Annotated in this window: 19 protein-coding genes and 1 tRNA gene; 11 read left to right on the plus strand and 9 right to left on the minus strand. The window is 46.1% G+C overall.

Annotation, left to right across the window (positions count from 1 at the left end; translation table 11 throughout):
- The first annotated feature begins 139 nt into the window (after positions 1-139).
- Positions 140-703 carry a Uma2 family endonuclease gene (locus OU814_RS21895; protein ID WP_268242089.1) on the plus strand — a complete coding sequence of 188 codons (564 nt, stop codon included), beginning with the start codon at positions 140-142 and terminating at the stop codon, positions 701-703.
- Here OU814_RS21895 and OU814_RS21900 read toward each other — a convergent pair.
- Together OU814_RS21900 and OU814_RS21905 are read right to left on the minus strand one after the other, a co-directional pair.
- Positions 666-1802 carry a sensor histidine kinase gene (locus tag OU814_RS21900; RefSeq protein WP_268242090.1) on the minus strand — a complete coding sequence of 379 codons (1137 nt, stop codon included), beginning with the start codon at positions 1800-1802 and terminating at the stop codon, positions 666-668. The genes OU814_RS21895 and OU814_RS21900 overlap by 38 nt on opposite strands.
- A gap of 9 nt (positions 1803-1811) precedes the next feature.
- Positions 1812-2519 (minus strand): response regulator transcription factor, encoded by a 708-nt coding sequence (locus OU814_RS21905; RefSeq protein WP_268242091.1) that lies wholly within the window; start codon positions 2517-2519, stop codon positions 1812-1814.
- Between the two features lie 280 nt (positions 2520-2799).
- On the opposite strand from OU814_RS21905, the gene OU814_RS21910 reads away from it, so the two are divergent.
- From OU814_RS21910 to OU814_RS21920, 3 genes are read left to right on the plus strand one after another with little or no spacing between them, the layout of a single operon-like run.
- Positions 2800-3531: a hypothetical protein gene (locus OU814_RS21910; RefSeq protein ID WP_268242092.1), complete on the plus strand. Its 732-nt coding sequence runs from the start codon at positions 2800-2802 to the stop codon at positions 3529-3531.
- A gap of 59 nt (positions 3532-3590) precedes the next feature.
- The gene (locus OU814_RS21915; protein WP_268242093.1) at positions 3591-3965 is read left to right on the plus strand and encodes a hypothetical protein; all 375 of its coding nucleotides are present in this window, start codon (positions 3591-3593) and stop codon (positions 3963-3965) included.
- Positions 3962-5758: a hypothetical protein gene (locus tag OU814_RS21920; protein WP_268242094.1), complete on the plus strand. Its 1797-nt coding sequence runs from the start codon at positions 3962-3964 to the stop codon at positions 5756-5758. Before OU814_RS21915 ends, OU814_RS21920 begins: the two co-directional genes overlap by 4 nt.
- A 236-nt stretch (positions 5759-5994) precedes the next feature.
- Here OU814_RS21920 and OU814_RS21925 read toward each other — a convergent pair whose 3' ends face one another.
- Entirely contained in the window at positions 5995-6417 is a 423-nt protein-coding gene (locus tag OU814_RS21925; protein ID WP_268242095.1) for a hypothetical protein, read from the minus strand.
- Positions 6418-6552: 135 nt separating this feature from the next.
- Here OU814_RS21925 and OU814_RS21930 point away from each other — a divergent pair, with 135 nt between their 5' ends.
- Positions 6553-6804 (plus strand): DNA/RNA non-specific endonuclease, encoded by a 252-nt coding sequence (locus OU814_RS21930; protein WP_026149048.1) that lies wholly within the window; start codon positions 6553-6555, stop codon positions 6802-6804.
- Between the two features lie 123 nt (positions 6805-6927).
- Here the strand turns inward: OU814_RS21930 and OU814_RS21935 are convergent, their stop codons facing one another.
- Together OU814_RS21935 and OU814_RS21940 are read right to left on the minus strand one after the other, a co-directional pair.
- Positions 6928-7278, minus strand: a complete 351-nt coding sequence (locus OU814_RS21935; RefSeq protein WP_268242096.1) for a hypothetical protein — start codon at positions 7276-7278, stop codon at positions 6928-6930.
- Between the two features lie 577 nt (positions 7279-7855).
- Positions 7856-7928: transfer RNA gene (locus OU814_RS21940), tRNA-Phe, on the minus strand.
- Between the two features lie 207 nt (positions 7929-8135).
- On the opposite strand from OU814_RS21940, the gene OU814_RS21945 reads away from it, so the two are divergent.
- Positions 8136-9131, plus strand: a complete 996-nt coding sequence (locus OU814_RS21945; protein ID WP_017291482.1) for a vitamin K epoxide reductase family protein — start codon at positions 8136-8138, stop codon at positions 9129-9131.
- On the opposite strand, the gene larE is transcribed toward OU814_RS21945, so the two are convergent.
- Together larE and OU814_RS21955 are read right to left on the minus strand one after the other, a co-directional pair.
- Positions 9109-9930 carry an ATP-dependent sacrificial sulfur transferase LarE gene (gene larE, locus OU814_RS21950; protein WP_017291481.1) on the minus strand — a complete coding sequence of 274 codons (822 nt, stop codon included), beginning with the start codon at positions 9928-9930 and terminating at the stop codon, positions 9109-9111. The genes OU814_RS21945 and larE overlap by 23 nt on opposite strands.
- 97 nt (positions 9931-10027) lie before the next feature.
- On the minus strand, positions 10028-10252 hold the full coding sequence (locus OU814_RS21955) for a Calvin cycle protein CP12 (protein WP_017291480.1): 225 nt from the start codon (positions 10250-10252) through the stop codon (positions 10028-10030).
- 325 nt (positions 10253-10577) lie between these two features.
- Between OU814_RS21955 and OU814_RS21960 the strand changes: the two genes are divergently transcribed.
- Complete coding sequence (locus OU814_RS21960; protein WP_017291478.1) at positions 10578-11837, plus strand: FIST signal transduction protein; 1260 nt, start codon at positions 10578-10580, stop codon at positions 11835-11837.
- A 3-nt stretch (positions 11838-11840) separates the two neighbouring features.
- A complete protein-coding gene (trmB, locus tag OU814_RS21965; protein ID WP_017291477.1) occupies positions 11841-12473 on the plus strand; it encodes a tRNA (guanosine(46)-N7)-methyltransferase TrmB in 633 nt (210 codons plus the stop codon).
- A gap of 157 nt (positions 12474-12630) precedes the next feature.
- Here the strand turns inward: trmB and psb34 are convergent, their stop codons facing one another.
- Both psb34 and OU814_RS21975 read right to left on the minus strand, forming a co-directional pair.
- A complete protein-coding gene (gene psb34 / locus OU814_RS21970; protein WP_190652228.1) occupies positions 12631-12801 on the minus strand; it encodes a photosystem II assembly protein Psb34 in 171 nt (56 codons plus the stop codon).
- A 150-nt stretch (positions 12802-12951) separates the two neighbouring features.
- Positions 12952-14016: a hypothetical protein gene (locus OU814_RS21975; protein ID WP_268242097.1), complete on the minus strand. Its 1065-nt coding sequence runs from the start codon at positions 14014-14016 to the stop codon at positions 12952-12954.
- A 354-nt stretch (positions 14017-14370) separates the two neighbouring features.
- Here OU814_RS21975 and OU814_RS21980 point away from each other — a divergent pair, with 354 nt between their 5' ends.
- The 3 genes from OU814_RS21980 to OU814_RS21990 are packed head-to-tail and all read left to right on the plus strand — an operon-like array spanning position 14371 to position 18175.
- On the plus strand, positions 14371-15795 hold the full coding sequence (locus OU814_RS21980; RefSeq protein ID WP_268242098.1) for a GAF domain-containing protein: 1425 nt from the start codon (positions 14371-14373) through the stop codon (positions 15793-15795).
- Positions 15792-16235, plus strand: coding sequence for a response regulator (locus OU814_RS21985; RefSeq protein ID WP_017291473.1), 444 nt, complete (start codon positions 15792-15794; stop codon positions 16233-16235). The genes OU814_RS21980 and OU814_RS21985 overlap by 4 nt, the downstream gene beginning before the upstream one ends.
- Before the next feature lie 14 nt (positions 16236-16249).
- Positions 16250-18175: a hybrid sensor histidine kinase/response regulator gene (locus OU814_RS21990; RefSeq protein ID WP_017291472.1), complete on the plus strand. Its 1926-nt coding sequence runs from the start codon at positions 16250-16252 to the stop codon at positions 18173-18175.
- Positions 18176-18180 lie beyond the last annotated feature (5 nt).

The following is an 18180-nucleotide window of genomic DNA, read 5'->3' on the forward strand; positions in this document are numbered from 1 at the left end:
AAAAAAAGATTGGCTTAAAAGTCACCGAATACCTTTTTCGCAGTGTGCAGTAAGGCTTTATTCAGTTCTCACCGCCTCTAAGTGGTGAGAAAAAGTAGAATGAGTAAACGCGAGGCAAATCTTCACCCGTTCAACTGTCATGGTTCAAACTCCAACTAAATCCCTCACCCTCGAAGAATTTCTGCAACTGCCGGAAACGAAACCCGCTAGCGAATTCATCGACGGTCAGATTATCCAAAAGCCTATGCCTCAAGGAAAACACAGCACTGTTCAAGGCGATTTGGTTTCAGCCATCAACACAGTTCTAAAACCGAACCATATTGCTCGTGCCTATCCTGAGTTGCGCTGCACTTTTGGCGGACGGTCAGTTGTTCCGGATATCGCTGTCTTTATCTGGGAACGCATTCCCCGTGATGAGAACGGCAAAGTCTCGAATACCTTTGCCATCTCACCTGATTGGACGATCGAAATCTTGTCTCCCGATCAAAGCCAAACCAAAGTTGTTCGCAATATTCTCCATTGCCTCGCGAATGGTACTCAAATGGGCTGGTTGATTGATCCGGAAGAAGAGTTGGTGTTTGTCTATTTTGCAGATCGCACCCTTGCCGTTTTTGAAAATGCCAGCGATCTCATTCCAGTGCCTACCTTTGCTGGAGACGTTCATCTTACTGTCGGTCAGCTATTCGAGTGGCTTCAGGAATAGAAGCATGAATTGGTAGGCAAAACTTGAATGCTGTCCCCTGACCTAATTCGCTCTCAACTTCAATTTGTCCTCCCATTGCTTTGACTAATCGTTCGGTGATTGCAAGTCCAATCCCACTTCCCTCTCGGCGTAAGTGTCGAGAATGATCAGACCGCCAGAAACGTTGAAATACATGCGGTAGATCCTTGGCAGCAATGCTGATTCCTGTATCTTTGACCATGATCCAGAGCTTTTCTCGCTCTGCCCAAATCTGAACCGTAACAACCCCTTGAGGGGTGTATGCCAAGGCATTACTGATCAAGTTCATCAGAATTTGCTTAAAGCGATCGCAGTCGGCAAGGATTTTAGGCAAATTGCTAGCACCTGCTAATTTCAGATCACACTCATTTCGCCAGCCTTGAGTGCGAAAGCTAGCAACCACACGTTTAATAATGGGATAAGGATGGAATGGTTCCAAACGTAGTGGTAGATCTCCTGTTTCCATGCTGGATAGAACCCTTAAATCTGCTAGCAGTCGCGTCATACGTTCTGCTTCTTCGTTCAACTGTTGCTTAATTTCCAGAGTTAGCTCGAATTGATCGGATGAATCCAAGAATTCGAGATAGCCTCGAATCACCGTGAGCGGATTTCCCATTTCATGAGCTAAGTCACCGATCAATTCTTGACGACGCTCCTCAACGTCTTGCAATTGATCAGCAATACTATTCAGAGTTAACTCAAGCTGTCGAATTTCTGGAATCTGGCTAGGTGGAATACGAACCGCCCAATCCCCTTCGCTAAACCGTTTTGCAATTCGTTCAATCCTCCGCAATGGTTTCAAAATAGACTGTGTTAGCGATAAGCTCAGCGCACTCACCGTTAGTAGACTGGATGAGAGCGCTAACACTGTTCTATGATCGTTAACTTGTCCAAAGAGTGTCAGGATATTTTGATAGACGGCTAGATTTGGTAGATTTTGAATTGCTTTGTACTGCTCCAGCTTGACCAACCGAGATGGAACTTGTCGTGCTTTATAGCCAAAGGAGATCGTTGTCGTGCAAAGCAATGCTGATACAAACACAAGTACATTGGTAAGGAATAATCTCAGGCGAAGGCTCATGCTAACCCCCTAATCATCTTCAAAACTGTACCCAATCCCAAAATGAGTGCGAATAAAGCGATCTCGGTGATCAGGTGGACTAATCTTGCCGCGCAGTCGTCCGATATAGGTGTCAATCGATCGTTCATCCCCAATGAAGTCAGCTCCTCGCACTGCATCGAGTAGCTCAGAACGGCTCCACACCCGTTTTGGGCGAGATGCCATCAGTGCTAGTAGATCAAATTCAACGGTGGTTAGCACAACTGCTTCAATTTCACCATCATCGAATTTCTGTACCATCACTTCGCGCTTCTCATAGTCAATGACAAAGTGCCGCGTTCCGATCGTACTTTGTTCACCCTGATGGCGCATGATACGTCGCAGCACGGCTCGTAAACGGACGATCAACTCCTGCGGACTGAACGGCTTTGCGATATAGTCATCCGCTCCAGTTGAATATCCTACGATTCGATCTACTTCAGCACTTTTAGCAGTCAGCATGATGATGTAGGGATCTTTTCGCACGAGCTTACTTTGACGAATGCGAGTGCAGACTTCTAGCCCATCTAGCTTAGGTAGGTGAAGGTCTAAAAGCACAACGTCAGGCTGGAGTTCCCGAAACTGACGTAATCCATCTTCTCCATCGTTGGCGATCGCGCAGGTAAATCCTTCGGCTTCTAGAGAAGAACGAACTAGGGAACTCACATTCCGCTCATCTTCGACAATTAAAACTTGCATACAACTTGAAGATTTCTTGTGGTTTGCAGTTGAGAAAATCAATTCACGGTTGTATGCACCCCGTAGTTCTTATTTTGACTGCTTATCAAATTATGGGTAGTGTAAATTGGCAGATTGTCTTTTCTTCAGTACTAAATTACAAACATCCGTAATTCAAGTCACAAATTTTCTCGCTTGCGCCACATGAGCGTCAAATCTGCTGTTTATCTTTCTTCAATCACAACAAGGTTCTTAGAGTGAAACATGGAGCCTTTTAATACTGAAGAAATGAAAGTGATACATGACACAAAGAATTAGAATTATTCATCTTGATGATGACAAAACGCATCTCTGCCAAAAGGTAGAATTTGCTACTCAATCCGATTTGAGACTGTTTCTATCATTACCATTGACACCCACTGACGCAGCACCGCTTATGCCAATAGAAGCCAAAATTCAGGCTCAGCGATCACGGGTTTTACCATTGAATGAAGTTCGCGATCGCATCCGTAGAAGATTGCCTTGGTTCATTGCGGGTAGCATTTTGACACTGAATCTGATGCTCCATGTCCCAACTTTTGTAATCGGATCGCTGATTACCGGAATGACAATCCGAATTCTGAAAGCCATCATTCACAGCAATCCGATTTGTAGAACAGTATGGCAATGGTTACTCAAGAAAGCGCATTTAAGCGAGAGCCAAATTCCTTGGATGGCGGCTGGGTTTGCTGGAGGAGCTTGGTTAAGTCTTGAAATGCCCGCTTCTGCTGCTTTCTTTGTTCAAGCAGAGGACTATCTGAAAAAGATTCTAGCGGTCGGACAGGCTTCCGGTGTAAATACCTTGGTTCCATTACTGTTCGGCACATTGCGCGTCATTTTCATCATCTACATCGGGATTGCTCTAGTGCGGGTGATCAATTCCTTCCGCAACGACGAAGACTGGGTGACAGCCGCTCGGATTCCCCTCATCGTTGTACTTTGCATTGTGATTGGAGATGCGTTGAGTACTTTGATTGTACAAGGTGCTGGCTGATTATCTTGAAATCGAAGGTGGTGCGATCGCATCACCTTTGTTCCTTCTTGGAGCTATTTATGACGACTGAACAAGACAAGAAATCTGACGAATTCATTCCAATTAACCAAATCCTGAATGCCAAACCTCAGCTAGGACCGATTCCAGGAGAACAAGTAATTCCTTGGCTGATTATTACGATCGGTTCCTACATCATTTGCCAAATAATTCTAAGCCTGGATTGGTGGGCAACGGGATTAGTTGGAATTTGGGGATCAGCAACGTGGTGGATTCTGACAGGTAACGAAAGCTGGCGGTTTTTGACCAAATTCTACAGAACTCCCAAATGGACGCGAGGGCATGTATCTCATACCAGTCTATTGATGCAAAGCCTTCTGAATTCTACTCCGCGCAAGCAACGCAGAAAACTTAGAAAACATCGAGTAGAACGATGAAACCAAAAGTTGGAAAGCAACGAGTCACACTCATCGAGAATAATCAAAAGCAGTCTGTGACGCTCAGTGCATTTGAAAACTTCAATGCTCTCGCAGGACTCGCTCAAATTGAACTCAAAGGCAGAAAGGTTGGCGTACAGATTTTGCAAAAAGGCGGAAGATACTGCTTTGTGTTCGGATTTACCTGTACTGGAGTTCACGACACGCTCCGACCCGATCAAATTCCTCCTACCCTCCGTAACTTTGAGGCTGCACTCAAAGAACTCCCGATTGGAGAGAGGATGACGGTTCATCTCTCTAGTTTTACGAGCGATCGCGATCGTCAGAAGAACCTTGATGACTTGTTCAACAAAACGTCCTCTTCCGAATTGCGCCTACTGCTGATGAGCGAGAAAGCTAGAGCGCAAGAATTAAAGCAATCTGGTACTCGTAAGCCAAAGTCTCTCCACATCTACGTCACTTATACAACCGACCCAAATCAGAAAGTAAGTAGTGATACAGATTGGATTGAGAAACTCCTTGCCAAAGGGATAGAAATCTGGGAGGTTTTCAAAGGCGAAGGGGATACTATTTTTCTTCAGCATCTTGAAGCTCTACTGAATCGAGCTTTCACTGAAGGCTATTTGCGCTGGGAGCAATTGCTGAACATCAAAATGGGACTTGATATCAAGCCTATGAGTGTCAAGCAACTTTGGAAGGAACTTTGGTATCGTTTCAACTGGATTGAAGCCCCTCCAGTTCCTCAATATCTGGCTCTAACTGAACAAGGATTGCGCGAAGAAGTGAATAGCGATGTCCATGCTGCTACAGTTCTCATTCAGGGTGAATATGGGCATGAATGCGTTCCTCAGGCTGATCGACAATGGATCAGGGTGAAAGGAAAATATGTCGGTGTATTGGGCTTCAGTGCTAAACCCGCTGGATTCCTGAATCAGCAAGCTCAGCTTGGTTACTTGTGGGAAGCAATTTGTCGTCCTCATATTGTTGATACTGAAATTTGCTGCCAGATTACAGCCCGTGATACAACCCTGCTCAAAACCAATATGCAGCGAATTCTAAAGCAGTCGAATGTTGCATCCCAAGTTGCAGAGCAGGCACGATCGATAGATGTCGCGGCTCAAATCAAAGTTAAACGATCGGTCGATGCTCAGGCAAAGCTCTATGAGGGTTACATTCCGGTCAATATTGCCACCGTCTTCTTGGTTTATCGTGATACAAAGTCTCAACTCGACGAAGCCTGCAAAGCTTTATCTGAGTGCTTTCAGCTTCCGGCTAAAGTCGTGCGCGAGACGGAAATTGCGTGGCGAATCTGGCTTCAGACTTTGCCGACTGCTTGGGAAAAGCTACTGGGTGCGCCCTTCAAACGACAACTCACCTACCTTACAAACGAAGCACCTGGGCTGATTCCGCTAACATTGACAAACCCTGGTAATCAGACTGGGTTTGAGTTGATTGCGGATGAAGGCGGAAGTCCCGTGTTAATCGACTTCATCAAGGAGCATCGCAACATTGCTACGTTTGGAACGATGCGCTCTGGAAAGTCTGCGATCGTTGCTGGAATGATGACCCAGTTTCTAGCAGAGAATCATCCGATCGTCTGTTTGGACTATCCCAAACCTGATGGAACATCCACTTTCACCGACTATGCTGAGTTTCTTAAACCTCGCGCAGCCTACTTTGACATCGGACGTGAAAGTAACAATCTGATGGAAATGCCTGATCTGCGGCATTTATCCGAAGAAGAACAGCAGGAGCTGTACAGTGACTTTTTATATGTCATAGTGACGAATTAGTGTCGTTGAGTTAGTGTCGTTGAGACTGTAAAGCTTGTCTCTTCTGACGTTTAGCGTCCAGTGCAAATTCAGAGAATATAACCTTACCTCCAGCTCAAGACTTGGAAGTTTGTTGGGGCAAGACTATCTCAATGACAAGATTTTGTCTCGATGTCATTTAATTTGGCACTGTACAGCAATTGTCACATTTGTCCCCATAGAAAGTCGATCGACCCCAGTTGCTTGTTGCTATTTAGTTACGAAGGTGGAATACCGAGCAAGTGGTGAATTTTGTTAGCCCTTTGTACATTTGCGGAAATTAGATCAGATGACGATTTAGATAACCCATTGGATAAGCCGATGAGGTTGCTTGCAACTTCTCTGACTTTATCTCCTGAAGGCAGTCGAAACACTTTAGAAGTAAAGGAATAACAAGGAATTAAATACATTTGAGCGTGAAGGCGTGAAGATAGTTTTCGCAAATTTACTGAAGCCAGCTTTTCAACTTCTTCACCAGCCACACCAGGATTCGCATAAATATTTGCGTATTCAATTAATGCAAGGGCAATATCAGCAACAGTCCTTCTAAATTCATGAACTGGCTCTATAAGCAGTTTGAGTACAATTTGCCCTAGTACAAAAGTTGCAACACCAGAAATAATAGTTACAAATACCGTCATCGTTCTTATGTAGAGCGTGTTCCTAGCTGTGCTGGGGTTTCTACCTGTCTAACAGTTATGGACAACGTTCCTGCACAGTTTCAATGCCTCTTTTGTAACCTATTTCTGAACCCCATCCTATAAGCACTGGCACTATTGACGAGATCAGCGACAGATGCGCTAGTTCTCGATCGTTCGGGCATCAAGCCAAAAGACGTGACCGAGAAGGTAAGCCGCACGATCGGTCTTGTTGTCCCTAATCAGCAAGGGGTGAACTTGAAGCCCTGGAAGAAGTATGTAACTTCGGTGGATGAGGTTGAGCGGCTGACTGGGCACGATTTTTTCGGGAACCTGCCTGATGCTGTTCAGGAAGTAATTGAAGGGAAAGTCAACGAAAAGCTAAGTTGAAGGTGAGCAATCATAACTCAAGTGCGAGAAGGGGTTGGAACCAATCGCACTTGAGCCGCCTTCATTTGGGAGTTACTAGATTGAGTTAATCGTCAAGCGCTGCCAACCATTTCGCTCTTAAGGCTATGCTGGAAATCCAGCAGTTGATTTGTGACGTTCGATATTCTCGCTGATTTCTAGAACTGCGTCTCTGTCTTCAGCTTCGACGAAAATTCGCAAGATGAAAAGACCATTTCGTATTGCTTCTGCACCAAATCTTTCTAAAGTGTGATCAGGAGGATGAATCTCCTTCTTTCTAGCGACAATCTTCGTTTTGAGGTGGTAAGTCTTACCCCATACCTCCCAATCGTTGACCCAGACTTCATCACCAACTTGCAAGTTTGGATCGAAATTGTATTTCCCCACACCGAGATAAAACGGTTCTCCATTGGGTTGTGGAAGGCTTGATAAGAGTTCAACTTGGCACAGGAACATTATCAGTGATTCCTCTGAAAAATTATTTTCCGAGTACACTGTAGCAAATCAATACTCGATTGCGGAAAAGTTTTCAAAATTGCTGAATCTCTTGTCCTGTAACGGTTACACTCGTACCCAAATATGGTCAAAAACCAGGGAGTTTAGTAGCTGTACAGTGCCAAATTAAATGACATCGAGACAAAATCTTGTCATTGAGATAGTCTTGCCCCAACAAACTTCCAAGTCTTGAGCTGGAGGTAAGGTTATATTCTCTAAATTTGCACTGGACGCTAAACGTCAGAAGAGACAAGCTTTACAGTCTCAACGACACTAATTCGTCACTATGACATATAAAAAGTCACTTACAACTATAAAAACTTCATTAAATTAAACCCATGTTCTCTCAAGTATGGCACCAACCCAAGATGCTGTCGGTTAAATAGAACATACAAAAAATATTACCTATCTCTATTAAATAACTATAGAAATAGGTAATATTTTCTCACCATGACGAGTGTGCGAGAAAAAGTTATTTGAATGAGTTGAGCTTTAGCTCAGATTCAGCTCATTGCTTTTATCTGAAGGCTAGAACTTATGCCAGGAACGAGACTTGAACTCGTGACACGAGGATTTTCAGTCCTCTGCTCTACCAACTGAGCTATCCCGGCGGGAGCGCGTTTCGGCGCTTAATTAAATTAGCAAAAGAATCGTAACTTTGCAAGCAAATTTCTCAGAAACTTAGAAATGCCGTTTCGCATCATGAAAATAATCGGCTCAAACCCATTCGATTCGGACACAATAAACTACACGTCCGAATCGCACGAGCAGCAGTTACCCTGATAAAGTATGTACCGACTCCCGTTGAAATCAAAATTATGACTCGCCGACGTTCTACCCCTTGGATACACCGTGCCGCTCGCCCGCTGATTGGCGCGATCGCAGGGCTTGGCATTCTCAACACGGGCTATATCACCTTTAACAAATTGTCTAGCGCCACGGTGGCATGTCCGACTAGTGGATGTGAACGGGTGCTGGAAAGCCCCTATGCCGTCTTATTCGGGCTGCCCCTTTCGCTGTATGGATTATTGGCATACATCGGAATGGCAGTACTTGCCTTGGCTCCCTTGCTGGTGAATCCTGAAGAGAAGAAATCGCTCCGCACCAATTTAGAGAATCAAACTTGGCTGCTGCTGTTTGCAGGCGCAACTGCAATGTTGCTGTTTAGCGGCTACCTGATGTACATCATGTTCTCCAAATTTGTGTCGCAGTTTGGAGTTAATGGAATTTGTTATTTCTGTCTGGCTTCAGCCACGTTTGCCACATTGATGTTCGTATTGACGCTGATTGGGCGAGATTGGAACGATCGTGGACAGTTATTTTTCCTGGGCACAATCGTCGCCATGATTACGCTCATTGGCTCGATCGCTTGGGGCGCTTCGATTGGCAGAGGTCCGATCGATGCCGCAACCATTACAGATGCGGCAGGCAATCCTTATTTTGTTGTCAATAACACGTCTGGACAAGCCGAAATTGGATTAGCGAAACACTTGAAGCAAACTGGAGCCACGATGTACGGGGCTTATTGGTGTCCGCATTGCTGTGAACAGAAACAATTCTTTGGCAAAGAAGCCCTCGCAGATTTTCCTTACGTCGAGTGTGCAGAAGGTGGCAAAGAGGCTCAAATTGAGACTTGCCAGAAAGTGTTAGGCGAAGCTGAAAGTCAATTGAATCAGAAACCTGGATACCCAACTTGGCAAATTAATGGCAAATTCTATAGCGGTCGGCAAACTCCTCAGCAGTTAGCCTCTGCGTCTGGATATACCGGACCGCAAGACTTCAAGAATGCATTTAAGGCGTGCGGTCAGCCGTAAATTGCAGAACTTGATTGAGTTTGCCGCTCCGGTAGCCTTCTAAATCGAGGGTGACATATAAAAAGCCCAGAGACTGAAATGCCTCGACCAGCGTTGAAAGATCCGTCTGAACAACGAATTCTTTAACTTGATCGGGCATGACTTCAATCCGAGCCGTGTCACCCTCCGATCGCACTCGAATATTCGACCAGCCCAGTTTTCTTAAATACACTTCAGCCCGTCCAACTCGTTGCAGTTTCGCGATCGTAATTTCCTCACCATAGGGAAACCGTGAACTCAAACAAGGTTGGGCGGGTTTGTCCCAATATGACAATCCGAGATGTTTCGCGATCGCTCGAACTTGAGCTTTTGTGATGCCAATTTCGGCTAAAGGAGATCGTGCGCCTCGCTCTTTTGCAGCTTGAATGCCAGGACGATAATCATGCAAATCATCTGCATTCACACCATCGACCACGTAAGGATAACCCCATTCATGTGCGAGAGGCTTTAATGTATCGTGCAATTCGCTTTTACAGAAATAACAGCGATTGACCGGATTAGAAGCATAATTGGGGTTTTCTAATTCGTGAGTTTGAACGATCTTGTGAGTAATGCCAATCTCAGCAGCTTGAATGCGAGCATCTTCAAGATCTTCGGGCAGGAGAGACGGGGATTCGGCAGTCACAGCAATGGCACGATCGCCCAAAACATCAAAGGCAACTTTTGCCACAAGCGTACTATCGATCCCGCCCGAATACGCGACTAGGGCTTGATCCATCTCGACGAAGAGCGCTTTTAGCAGGTCTAATTTCTCGTACATCTGGGGGCTGAGTTAGGGATACTCTCGTTATGCCACAAAAAAGCAGGCATTGATTGCCTGCTTTACTTTTGAGAATTTGTGAATTCAAGGAATTCGATTAGTCGTCGTACACGCGGCATTCTAGTGCATCAGGATTATCGTCGCAGTATTTTTCAAAGTTGTTCTTGGGCTTGCTGCTTTCGCGCTGGTGAGCCGCTTCAGCCTGTAGTTCTTCGACTACATCCCAAGCCGCCGCACACTCAGCCGAGTTCGCACCGTTGATGTCACACTCTTTGCGAGCATTATCACGCTCGACTTCAATCTGCTTTTCAATATTGCTCATTGTTAGGATCCGTCCTCTTTAATTCAAGTCAAAACAAGCGGGTTAGAGAGAGTAGACGTTAGACCTGGACTGTACTCAGGACAAGTGAGAACGGTTGACAGGACTATCCAGCATTCAAGCTTAGGACAATCAGCTCTTTTTAATCTGCTCACTAGACAACATTCCAGTGAGTGTCCGCTCATGCTTTATGTGCATATATTAACCCGTGTTGTTTCCCCTTGGCGACTCTACCTGAAGTGCGGTCTTCCGATCTGTGAGTCTGATAAGCTGTCAACCGTGTTCTACACTAGAGTCATTGCGACTTTTCTCAGGAGAGCGATCGCGTATGACCGAATCTCTCAAATCATCCATGCGATGGGCAAGCGCCTTGTCAACTCGCCCATTCCTAGAAGCTGCGGTCGAAGAAGTTGTGACTCAAGCACAGGCAACCTTGCAAGCTTCAATTGATTTGGGGATTATTTTTATCTCATCTGCGTTTGCCAGTGAGTACTCTCGATTGTTGCCTTTATTTCGAGAAAAATTGCCGGGTGTGCCGCTGATTGGATGTAGCGGGGGCGGCATTATCGGAATGACACAGCGGGGAAAAGTGCGGGAAGTCGAAGGGGAGCCTTCGCTGAGCTTGATGCTTGGGCATTTACCGAACGTGAAGGTGCAGCCGTTTTACATTTCGGCAGGGGATTTACCGGATTTGGATAGTCCGCCGGATACTTGGACAGATTTAATCGGGGTTCCGACATCAGATTCGCCAAATTTCATCGTGCTCGCAGATTTGCCGCGAGTCAACGATCTACTGCAAGGGTTAGATTTTGCTTATCCTAGTGCGCCGAAAGTCGGCGGGTTGGCAAGTGCGGGAACGTTAGGGGGATCGACCGGATTGTTTGGCGATCGCTTTTATCGAGAAGGCGCGGTTGGAGTTGCGCTGAGCGGCAATATTGTCATGGAAACGATCGTCGCTCAGGGTTGCCGTCCGATTGGTAAACCGTATTGGGTAACCGAAGGCGAGCGCAATGTCTTGCTGGCAATGCAAGAAGACGATGGATCAGGAGTGCCGTCTGATCGCTGTGGTGTGAAGCGATCTCCCTTGGAACAGTTGCAAGAGTTAGTGCAGGGATTGAGCGAAGAAGATCAGCAGCTCGCACAGCAGAATCACATTTTTGTGGGTGTGGCGCAGAACGGATTTAAGCAGACCTTGGAACCTGGGGATTTTTTGATTCGGAATTTATTAGGCGTTGATCCGAGAGTGGGCGCGATCGCAATTGGCGATTTGATTCGTCCCGGTCAACGGATTCAGTTTCACTTGAGAGATGCAGAAACTTCCGCAGAAGATTTGGATTTGTTCCTGCGGCGATATATGCAGACGAGCCAATCTGATCCGAGTCCGACGGGAGCCTTAATGTTTTCGTGTTTGGGACGGGGCGAAGGGCTGTATGGAGAACCGAATTTTGATTCGCAATTGGTGAATGAGTACTTGCAAGAACTGCCGATCGCGGGTTTTTTCTGTAGCGGTGAAATTGGGCCTGTGGGAGGGAGTACATTCTTACATGGCTATACGTCAGTTTTTGGAATTTGTCGGGAGAAGGAATAGACTGTGGCGATCGTTCGAGTTCGAGAGCATGTAAATCCGCTGAGCCGGAGATATCAAACCCCCACGCCTGCGCCAGACTGGAATCAGGTTTTTTCAGATCTGTCGCGCCCTTTGCATTTGGATATTGGCTGTGGGCGAGGGGTGTTTTTGCTGAAAATGGCAGAGCAACACCCGGATTGGAATTATTTGGGGTTAGAGATTCGAGAGCCGATTGTTCAACAAGCCTTAGAGTGGCGAGACGAAGCGGGCTTGAAAAATTTGCATTACATTTTTTGCAATGTGAGTAACTCGCTGCATCCGATGTTGGCATCTTTGCCGACAGGTGTGCTTGCGCGGGTGTCGATTCAGTTTCCTGATCCTTGGTTTAAGCGGAAACACCAAAAGCGTCGAGTTGTACAGCCGGAAATTGTTACAACTTTGGCGGAATTTATGAAGTCGGATACAACCGTGTTTCTGCAATCAGACATCCTGGAAGTTGCGCAGAAAATGGTCGATCGATTTGCAGAGTCACCCAATTTTGTGCGCACCAGTTCAGAGTGGCTCGCTGAGAATCCGTTACCGATTCCAACAGAGCGAGAACTGATGGTGATGTCCTTTGGAGATCCGATCTACCGAGCGATTTTTCGGAAAGTTTGAAGGTCGCAACAAAAAAGCCCTAGCAATTTACTAGGGCTGATTTCAACTTTCCAATGATTGATCCAGAGATTCAGAAGTTGAGGAGAGACAACTTCTGAAAAGTCTTATTGCTCAGTCAGGGATTCAGAAGTTGAGGAGAGACAACTTCTGAAAAGTCTTAGCTTGCAGCAAACGCAGTGAGAAACGTGAAGGCAACGAGTAGGAATGCGATCGCACCTTGAAAAGCGTAGTTCTGCTGTTGCTCAAGAGAAGGAGATTCAGCGAAATACATCACAGGTTCCGAAGCGTAGTTGTTCAAGATTCCGTCTTCATTCCGAGTCGTATACATCGCAGGTTCCTCTTAAGTCAGTGGTTTGTTGCGTTATGTAAATTAATGTAACGTTATGTTTACAAAATGTCAACAAATTTCTGATTTTCTGATACAGAAGCGCGGACTGCGTTTGAGCAGCACTTCCGAATTCAGAATGAGAGACTCTAGCTAGCGTTGCGCAGAAGCAGACAGTTGCGCCCACGCCTGCACCAGGTCTTGTAAAGCTCTTGGAAGATTTTTAATTTCCAGATCGATGTATTGAACAGTAATCCCCATGCCTTTCAGCGTTGTCGTCGGATAGTCTGCCATAGCGGCGCTACTCAAATAACGCAAGCGATGGAAATTGGGCAATCTCTGGGTTTGCATCATTTGCTGAAACTGCTCAACTTGCTGCTGAGAGAGACGCTTGACCACGATCGGACGAGAACGAATATTCGGTCCCATGATCCACTGGGTGATTGCACCATCCTGGGTCAACGTAAGTTGTGTCACTTTGCCAGCCAGATCCCCGCTGACGATCGATTGAAATACAACGTCTTTTTCACTCGGCGATAAGTTCTCTTCTGGAATAAATGAAGGCACTAAACCACCCTGGCTACCGCTTGCTGTGGGATTTTGAGCAATGCGATTGCCGGACTGATCTAAGTGATAGACCCAACTGCGATCGCCGTTTGTCACGATCGCTTGCCATCCAGGTATCGCAATCTTCGTACAGGCTTGTCCTGGTTTGAAAACGCCCATGCAGCCATCCCAAGTTGCGGATCTGACTTCTGCTACTTTTAAACGACGCATCGGTACTCGCACTTGTCTTGAAACCGTTCGGAGCAAGCGTTGGTTGACTGATGCGGGTAAAGTCACTCCTGTTTCAGAGTTGGGTGCTAAGCGAATTGTGTCAGCATTCTTATCCGTTCGATACAGCCAATTTTGCTGCCCGCTGGAGACTTCAATTTGCCAACCTTCAACCAGTGCTTGTAAACAACTTTCCGCCGCACCTCCTAGACCTAGACATCCATCTGTCCAAGTTTGCTGAGAAAAATGCACAACTTGAATCTCGCGCAGCGGAATGTTAAATTGCTGCGCGGCAGCTTGACGGACTTTAAGTTCAACGGATGACGGAAGTGCAGATCGCGGAGTAGTGAGCGCGATCGCAGATGCAGAAGTATGTGCAAATCCAGTTTGCTGAGAGAATCCTATTCCAGTGCTGAACATCAATCCAGACAATGCAAAAGTCATGAAGTGACGCGATAATCTGAACTGTTTTTGTGTCGTGAGTTTCATAAGGATTGAGAACTTGATTAGGGATAAATCTAAGTTAACGAGCCTGATGATGAGACACGATCGCTGTTTCTGAATCTGTTACATCAATCCATGACTTTATATTGATCGGGAACTCCTACGATTTGTATGGTGTCTTAGTGCGATCGCAATTTAAGGTGTAGTCTGTTTGTAGCTCATTGCAATGAGTAGCTCATATTGCTTGCAGTCAGACAGACATCGGGTGAAACGCTGTGTTCAAGCCAAATCCTTAGAGAATAGCCAGACCTCTTACAATACTCTTATCCATCCCGGACTGAGGACAATCGAATCATGGATTCAGAAGTCTTGACAAAACTGAAAAGCTTGTGCCGAGATGAAGCCGCATTTGAGCAACTCCGACAAACCCTCGCTGACAAAATTCAGCCTTTAGAACAGCAGATCAATCAGGCAAATTTTTTAGTTGAGCGGCAGAAGGCTCTGTTTCATGTCATCGCCCGCTTACGCGAACCCCTTGATCTCGAAACAATTTTTCAATCAACCGCAGCCGAAGTCCGGCAACTGCTCGGAGCCGATCGCGTTGGCGTATTTCGCTTCTATCCTGATTGCGGTTGGAATGATGGAGAATTTGTTTCAGAAGATGTTGATCCTGAGTTTTCTTCCGCGATCGCCCAAAAAATCCACGATCACTGCTTCGGCGACCAGTTCGCAGCACATTACCAACAAGGGCGCATCCAAAATGTAACCGACATCGACACAGCAGGATTAAGCGATTGTCATAGACAAATTTTGGCTCAATTTCAAGTGCGAGCCAACCTCGTCGTGCCGCTTCTGCAAGGTCGCAATCTATGGGGATTACTCTGTATTCATCAATGCCGCGCTCCGCGCCAGTGGCAATCGACAGAGATCGAGTTTGTGCAACAAATCGCCAATCACCTCGCAGTTGCCCTGCAACATGCAGAACTGCTGGCAGAATTGCGCGCAGAAGTCACGGAGCGCCAGCAAGCTGAACAACGCGCCCAAAAACTCAACCAAGGGTTACAACAAGCCATTCTTGAACTTAAAGCAGTCAATGCAGAATTAGAAGCCTTTAGCTATTCTGTTTCGCACGATTTGCGCGCCCCTTTACGCAGCATTGATGGCTTCAGTCAGGCATTACTAGAAGATTGCTTCGATCAGCTCGATCCGAGCGGGCAAGATTATTTGCGTCGTATCCGCTCTGCCACTCAGCGCATGGGACACTTGATTGATGATCTCCTGACGCTATCGCGAGTCACTCGCAGTGATATGCGAAAAGACACCCTTGATCTCAGCCAAGTTGCCAGCCGGATCTGCACTCAGTTACAGCAAGCCTCTCCGCAACGACAAATAGAAGTTCAGGTACATCCGGGATTGACCGCTTATGGAGATACCCGTCTGATCCAAGTTGTCTTAGACAATTTATTAAATAATGCTTGGAAATTTACTGAAAAGCAGGCACAAGCCAAAATTGAATTTGGCATGATTCTACAAGACAACGGTATCCCCCTCTACTTTGTCCGAGATAATGGAGTTGGCTTTGACCCAGCGTTTCTTGATAAATTATTTAAGCCGTTTCAGCGGTTACACAGCATGGTTGAATTTCCGGGTAATGGAGTCGGACTCGCGACTGTACAGCGCATCATTCATCGTCATGGCGGTCGCGTCTGGGCAGAAGGGGCCTTAGATCAAGGCGCAACTTTCTATTTCACATTAATAGAGGAGAAACCCAGCGCATGAGTGCGAATAGCAGAGTGATCCTGTTGGTCGAAGATAATCCGGATGACGAAGCTCTAGCAATGCGAGCACTCAAACGGCATCATATCGGTAATGAAATTATTGTCGCAAGAGATGGAGTAGAAGCTTTAGATTATCTGTTTGGAACCGGGCTGTATGCAGGACGGGATATTACATTCAAGCCCTCAGTCGTCCTCCTCGATCTCAAACTTCCTCGAATTGACGGACTGGAAGTTTTACGCCGTCTGCGAGAAAGTGAACCGACCAAATTATTGCCTGTGGTGATCTTAACGACATCGAGTGAAGAACAGGATTTACTCGATAGTTATAGCTTGGGTTGCAATAGCTACATTCGCAAACCAGTTGATTTTCTGCAATTCTCCGAAGCGATTCGGCAATTGGGCATGTACTGGTTACTGATGAATGAACCCCCCCCTGTTTAGAGAGGCGATCGCATATGCATTCTCATCTACAGCTTTTAATTGTTGAAGACTTAGAAGATGATATGCTCCTGATCCTGCGGGAGTTACGACAGGGTGGCTATAGCCTGGATTATGTGCGGGTGGAAACTCCGGAAGCCATGCAAGCCGCGCTCGATCGCGCAACTTGGGATCTGATCATTGCAGACTATACTTTGCCGAAGTTTAGTGCGCCAGAAGCGCTAAAGCTTGTTCAGCGCCAGCAACGAGATTTACCATTCATTATCGTTTCGGGCACGATCGGGGAAGAAATTGCGGTCGCTGCGATGAAAGCAGGCGCACATGACTATATTTTTAAGGGGAACCTAGCACGATTAGTTCCTGCAGTAGAACGGGAATTGCGGGAAGCAAAAGAACGACAAAAGCGGCATCAAGCAGAACTCGCATTGCAAGAAAGTGAGGAAAAAATCCGAGAGCAGGCTGCATTAATTAACATTGCTTCAGATGCAATTTTCGTCTGCGATTTCTCGAATCAAATTACGTTTTGGAATCAAGGAGCAGAACGACTCTATGGATGGAATGCGGTAGAAGTTATCGGCAAAGATGTTCGTACACTTCTCGGACAAGATCTAGAAGAGAGTGAAATGCTCCAAACTGTTTTGGAAAAAGGCGAGTGGCAAGGAGAGTGCCAAAAGCTGAATAAAACAGGTCAAATTGTGATTGTTGCGACTCGCTGTACGCTCGTGCGCGGTGAAGCCGGAGAAGCTCGATCAATTCTGATCGTCGATACCGATATTACGGAAAAAAAGCTGTTAGAAGCTCAATTTTTGCGGGCGCAACGACTCGAAAGTTTAGGCACTTTAGCGAGTGGAATTGCCCATGATTTTAACAATCTTCTGACTCCGATTTTAGCGATCTCACAGCTTCTCCCCCTTAAGCTACCCGATCTTGATGAGCAGAATCACCAACTCTTGCAACTGATTGAAGACAATGTGAAACGTGGTGCCGATTTAGTCAAACAGATTCTGACTTTTGCGCGAGGAGGAGATGGAAAGCGTGTGCCGCTACAAATCCGACATCTGCTTTCGGAAGTGACGCAAATTGTACGTCAGACTTTTCCAAAAGCGATCGAGATTCGGACAATGCTATCGACCGTCGATTTGTGGATCGTTTCTGCCGATTCGACTCAGCTGCATCAGGTCATCATGAATCTCTGTGTCAATGCAAGAGATGCCATGCCCACAGGTGGAACGCTGACCATTGGCGCGGACAATCTTGTGATTGATGAAAGCTACAGACGCATCAACCCAGAAGCTTCTTCGGGTTCCTTTGTCGTATTGACGATCGCAGATACAGGAACTGGAATTCCAGCGGAGTTACTCGAGCGAATTTTTGATCCCTTTTTTACGACAAAAGAAGTTGGGAAAGGAACCGGGTTAGGACTCTCAACCGTATCGGGAATTGTCAGAAATCATGGTGGATTTGTTGAGGTCTATAGTGAGATTGGGAAAGGAACGCAGTTTAAGGTCTTCTTACCTGCAATTCCACAAAAAGTGGATCTAGCAGTAGAAGCAACTGCACATGCCCACGGACAGAACAAGCTGGTTCTGATTGTGGAAGATGAAGCTTCGATTCGGCAAGTCACGCAAACAACTTTAGAACTCTGTCATTACAAAACGCTCGTTGCTAAAGACGGAGTTGAAGCAATTTCTCTCTATGCCCAACACCATCAAAAGATTAGCTTAGTGCTGATGGACATTATGATGCCATCAATGAGCGGATTAACAGCAGTTCGCGCCTTGCAGCAAATTAATCCTGAAGTGAAGGTTGTTGCGATGAGCGGGTTAGCAACAAATTATGAGATTTCTCAAGAGGGTGGGAGTAGCTGTATCAAAGCATTCTTATCTAAACCTTATACTACAAAAGATTTAGTCGATACCTTACAAACAGTTCTTTGCCCATAGCTAAA

The organism is Leptolyngbya sp. GGD (assembly GCF_026735145.1).
In the GTDB taxonomy this organism is placed as follows: domain Bacteria; phylum Cyanobacteriota; class Cyanobacteriia; order Leptolyngbyales; family Leptolyngbyaceae; genus Leptolyngbya; species Leptolyngbya boryana.

Coding starts and splice junctions, on each gene's coding strand:
- OU814_RS21985 (WP_017291473.1), top strand. CDS start 15,792: ATGAGTGCGAATAGCAGAGTGATCCTGTTGGTCGAAGATAATCCGGAT.
- OU814_RS21935 (WP_268242096.1), bottom strand. CDS start 7,278: ATGTTCCTGTGCCAAGTTGAACTCTTATCAAGCCTTCCACAACCCAAT.
- OU814_RS21910 (WP_268242092.1), top strand. CDS start 2,800: ATGACACAAAGAATTAGAATTATTCATCTTGATGATGACAAAACGCAT.
- OU814_RS21925 (WP_268242095.1), bottom strand. CDS start 6,417: ATGACGGTATTTGTAACTATTATTTCTGGTGTTGCAACTTTTGTACTA.
- OU814_RS21975 (WP_268242097.1), bottom strand. CDS start 14,016: ATGACTTTTGCATTGTCTGGATTGATGTTCAGCACTGGAATAGGATTC.
- OU814_RS21900 (WP_268242090.1), bottom strand. CDS start 1,802: ATGAGCCTTCGCCTGAGATTATTCCTTACCAATGTACTTGTGTTTGTA.
- larE (WP_017291481.1), bottom strand. CDS start 9,930: ATGTACGAGAAATTAGACCTGCTAAAAGCGCTCTTCGTCGAGATGGAT.
- OU814_RS21895 (WP_268242089.1), top strand. CDS start 140: ATGGTTCAAACTCCAACTAAATCCCTCACCCTCGAAGAATTTCTGCAA.
- OU814_RS21905 (WP_268242091.1), bottom strand. CDS start 2,519: ATGCAAGTTTTAATTGTCGAAGATGAGCGGAATGTGAGTTCCCTAGTT.
- OU814_RS21990 (WP_017291472.1), top strand. CDS start 16,250: ATGCATTCTCATCTACAGCTTTTAATTGTTGAAGACTTAGAAGATGAT.
- OU814_RS21920 (WP_268242094.1), top strand. CDS start 3,962: ATGAAACCAAAAGTTGGAAAGCAACGAGTCACACTCATCGAGAATAAT.
- OU814_RS21945 (WP_017291482.1), top strand. CDS start 8,136: ATGACTCGCCGACGTTCTACCCCTTGGATACACCGTGCCGCTCGCCCG.
- psb34 (WP_190652228.1), bottom strand. CDS start 12,801: ATGTATACGACTCGGAATGAAGACGGAATCTTGAACAACTACGCTTCG.
- OU814_RS21960 (WP_017291478.1), top strand. CDS start 10,578: ATGACCGAATCTCTCAAATCATCCATGCGATGGGCAAGCGCCTTGTCA.
- OU814_RS21955 (WP_017291480.1), bottom strand. CDS start 10,252: ATGAGCAATATTGAAAAGCAGATTGAAGTCGAGCGTGATAATGCTCGC.
- OU814_RS21915 (WP_268242093.1), top strand. CDS start 3,591: ATGACGACTGAACAAGACAAGAAATCTGACGAATTCATTCCAATTAAC.
- OU814_RS21980 (WP_268242098.1), top strand. CDS start 14,371: ATGGATTCAGAAGTCTTGACAAAACTGAAAAGCTTGTGCCGAGATGAA.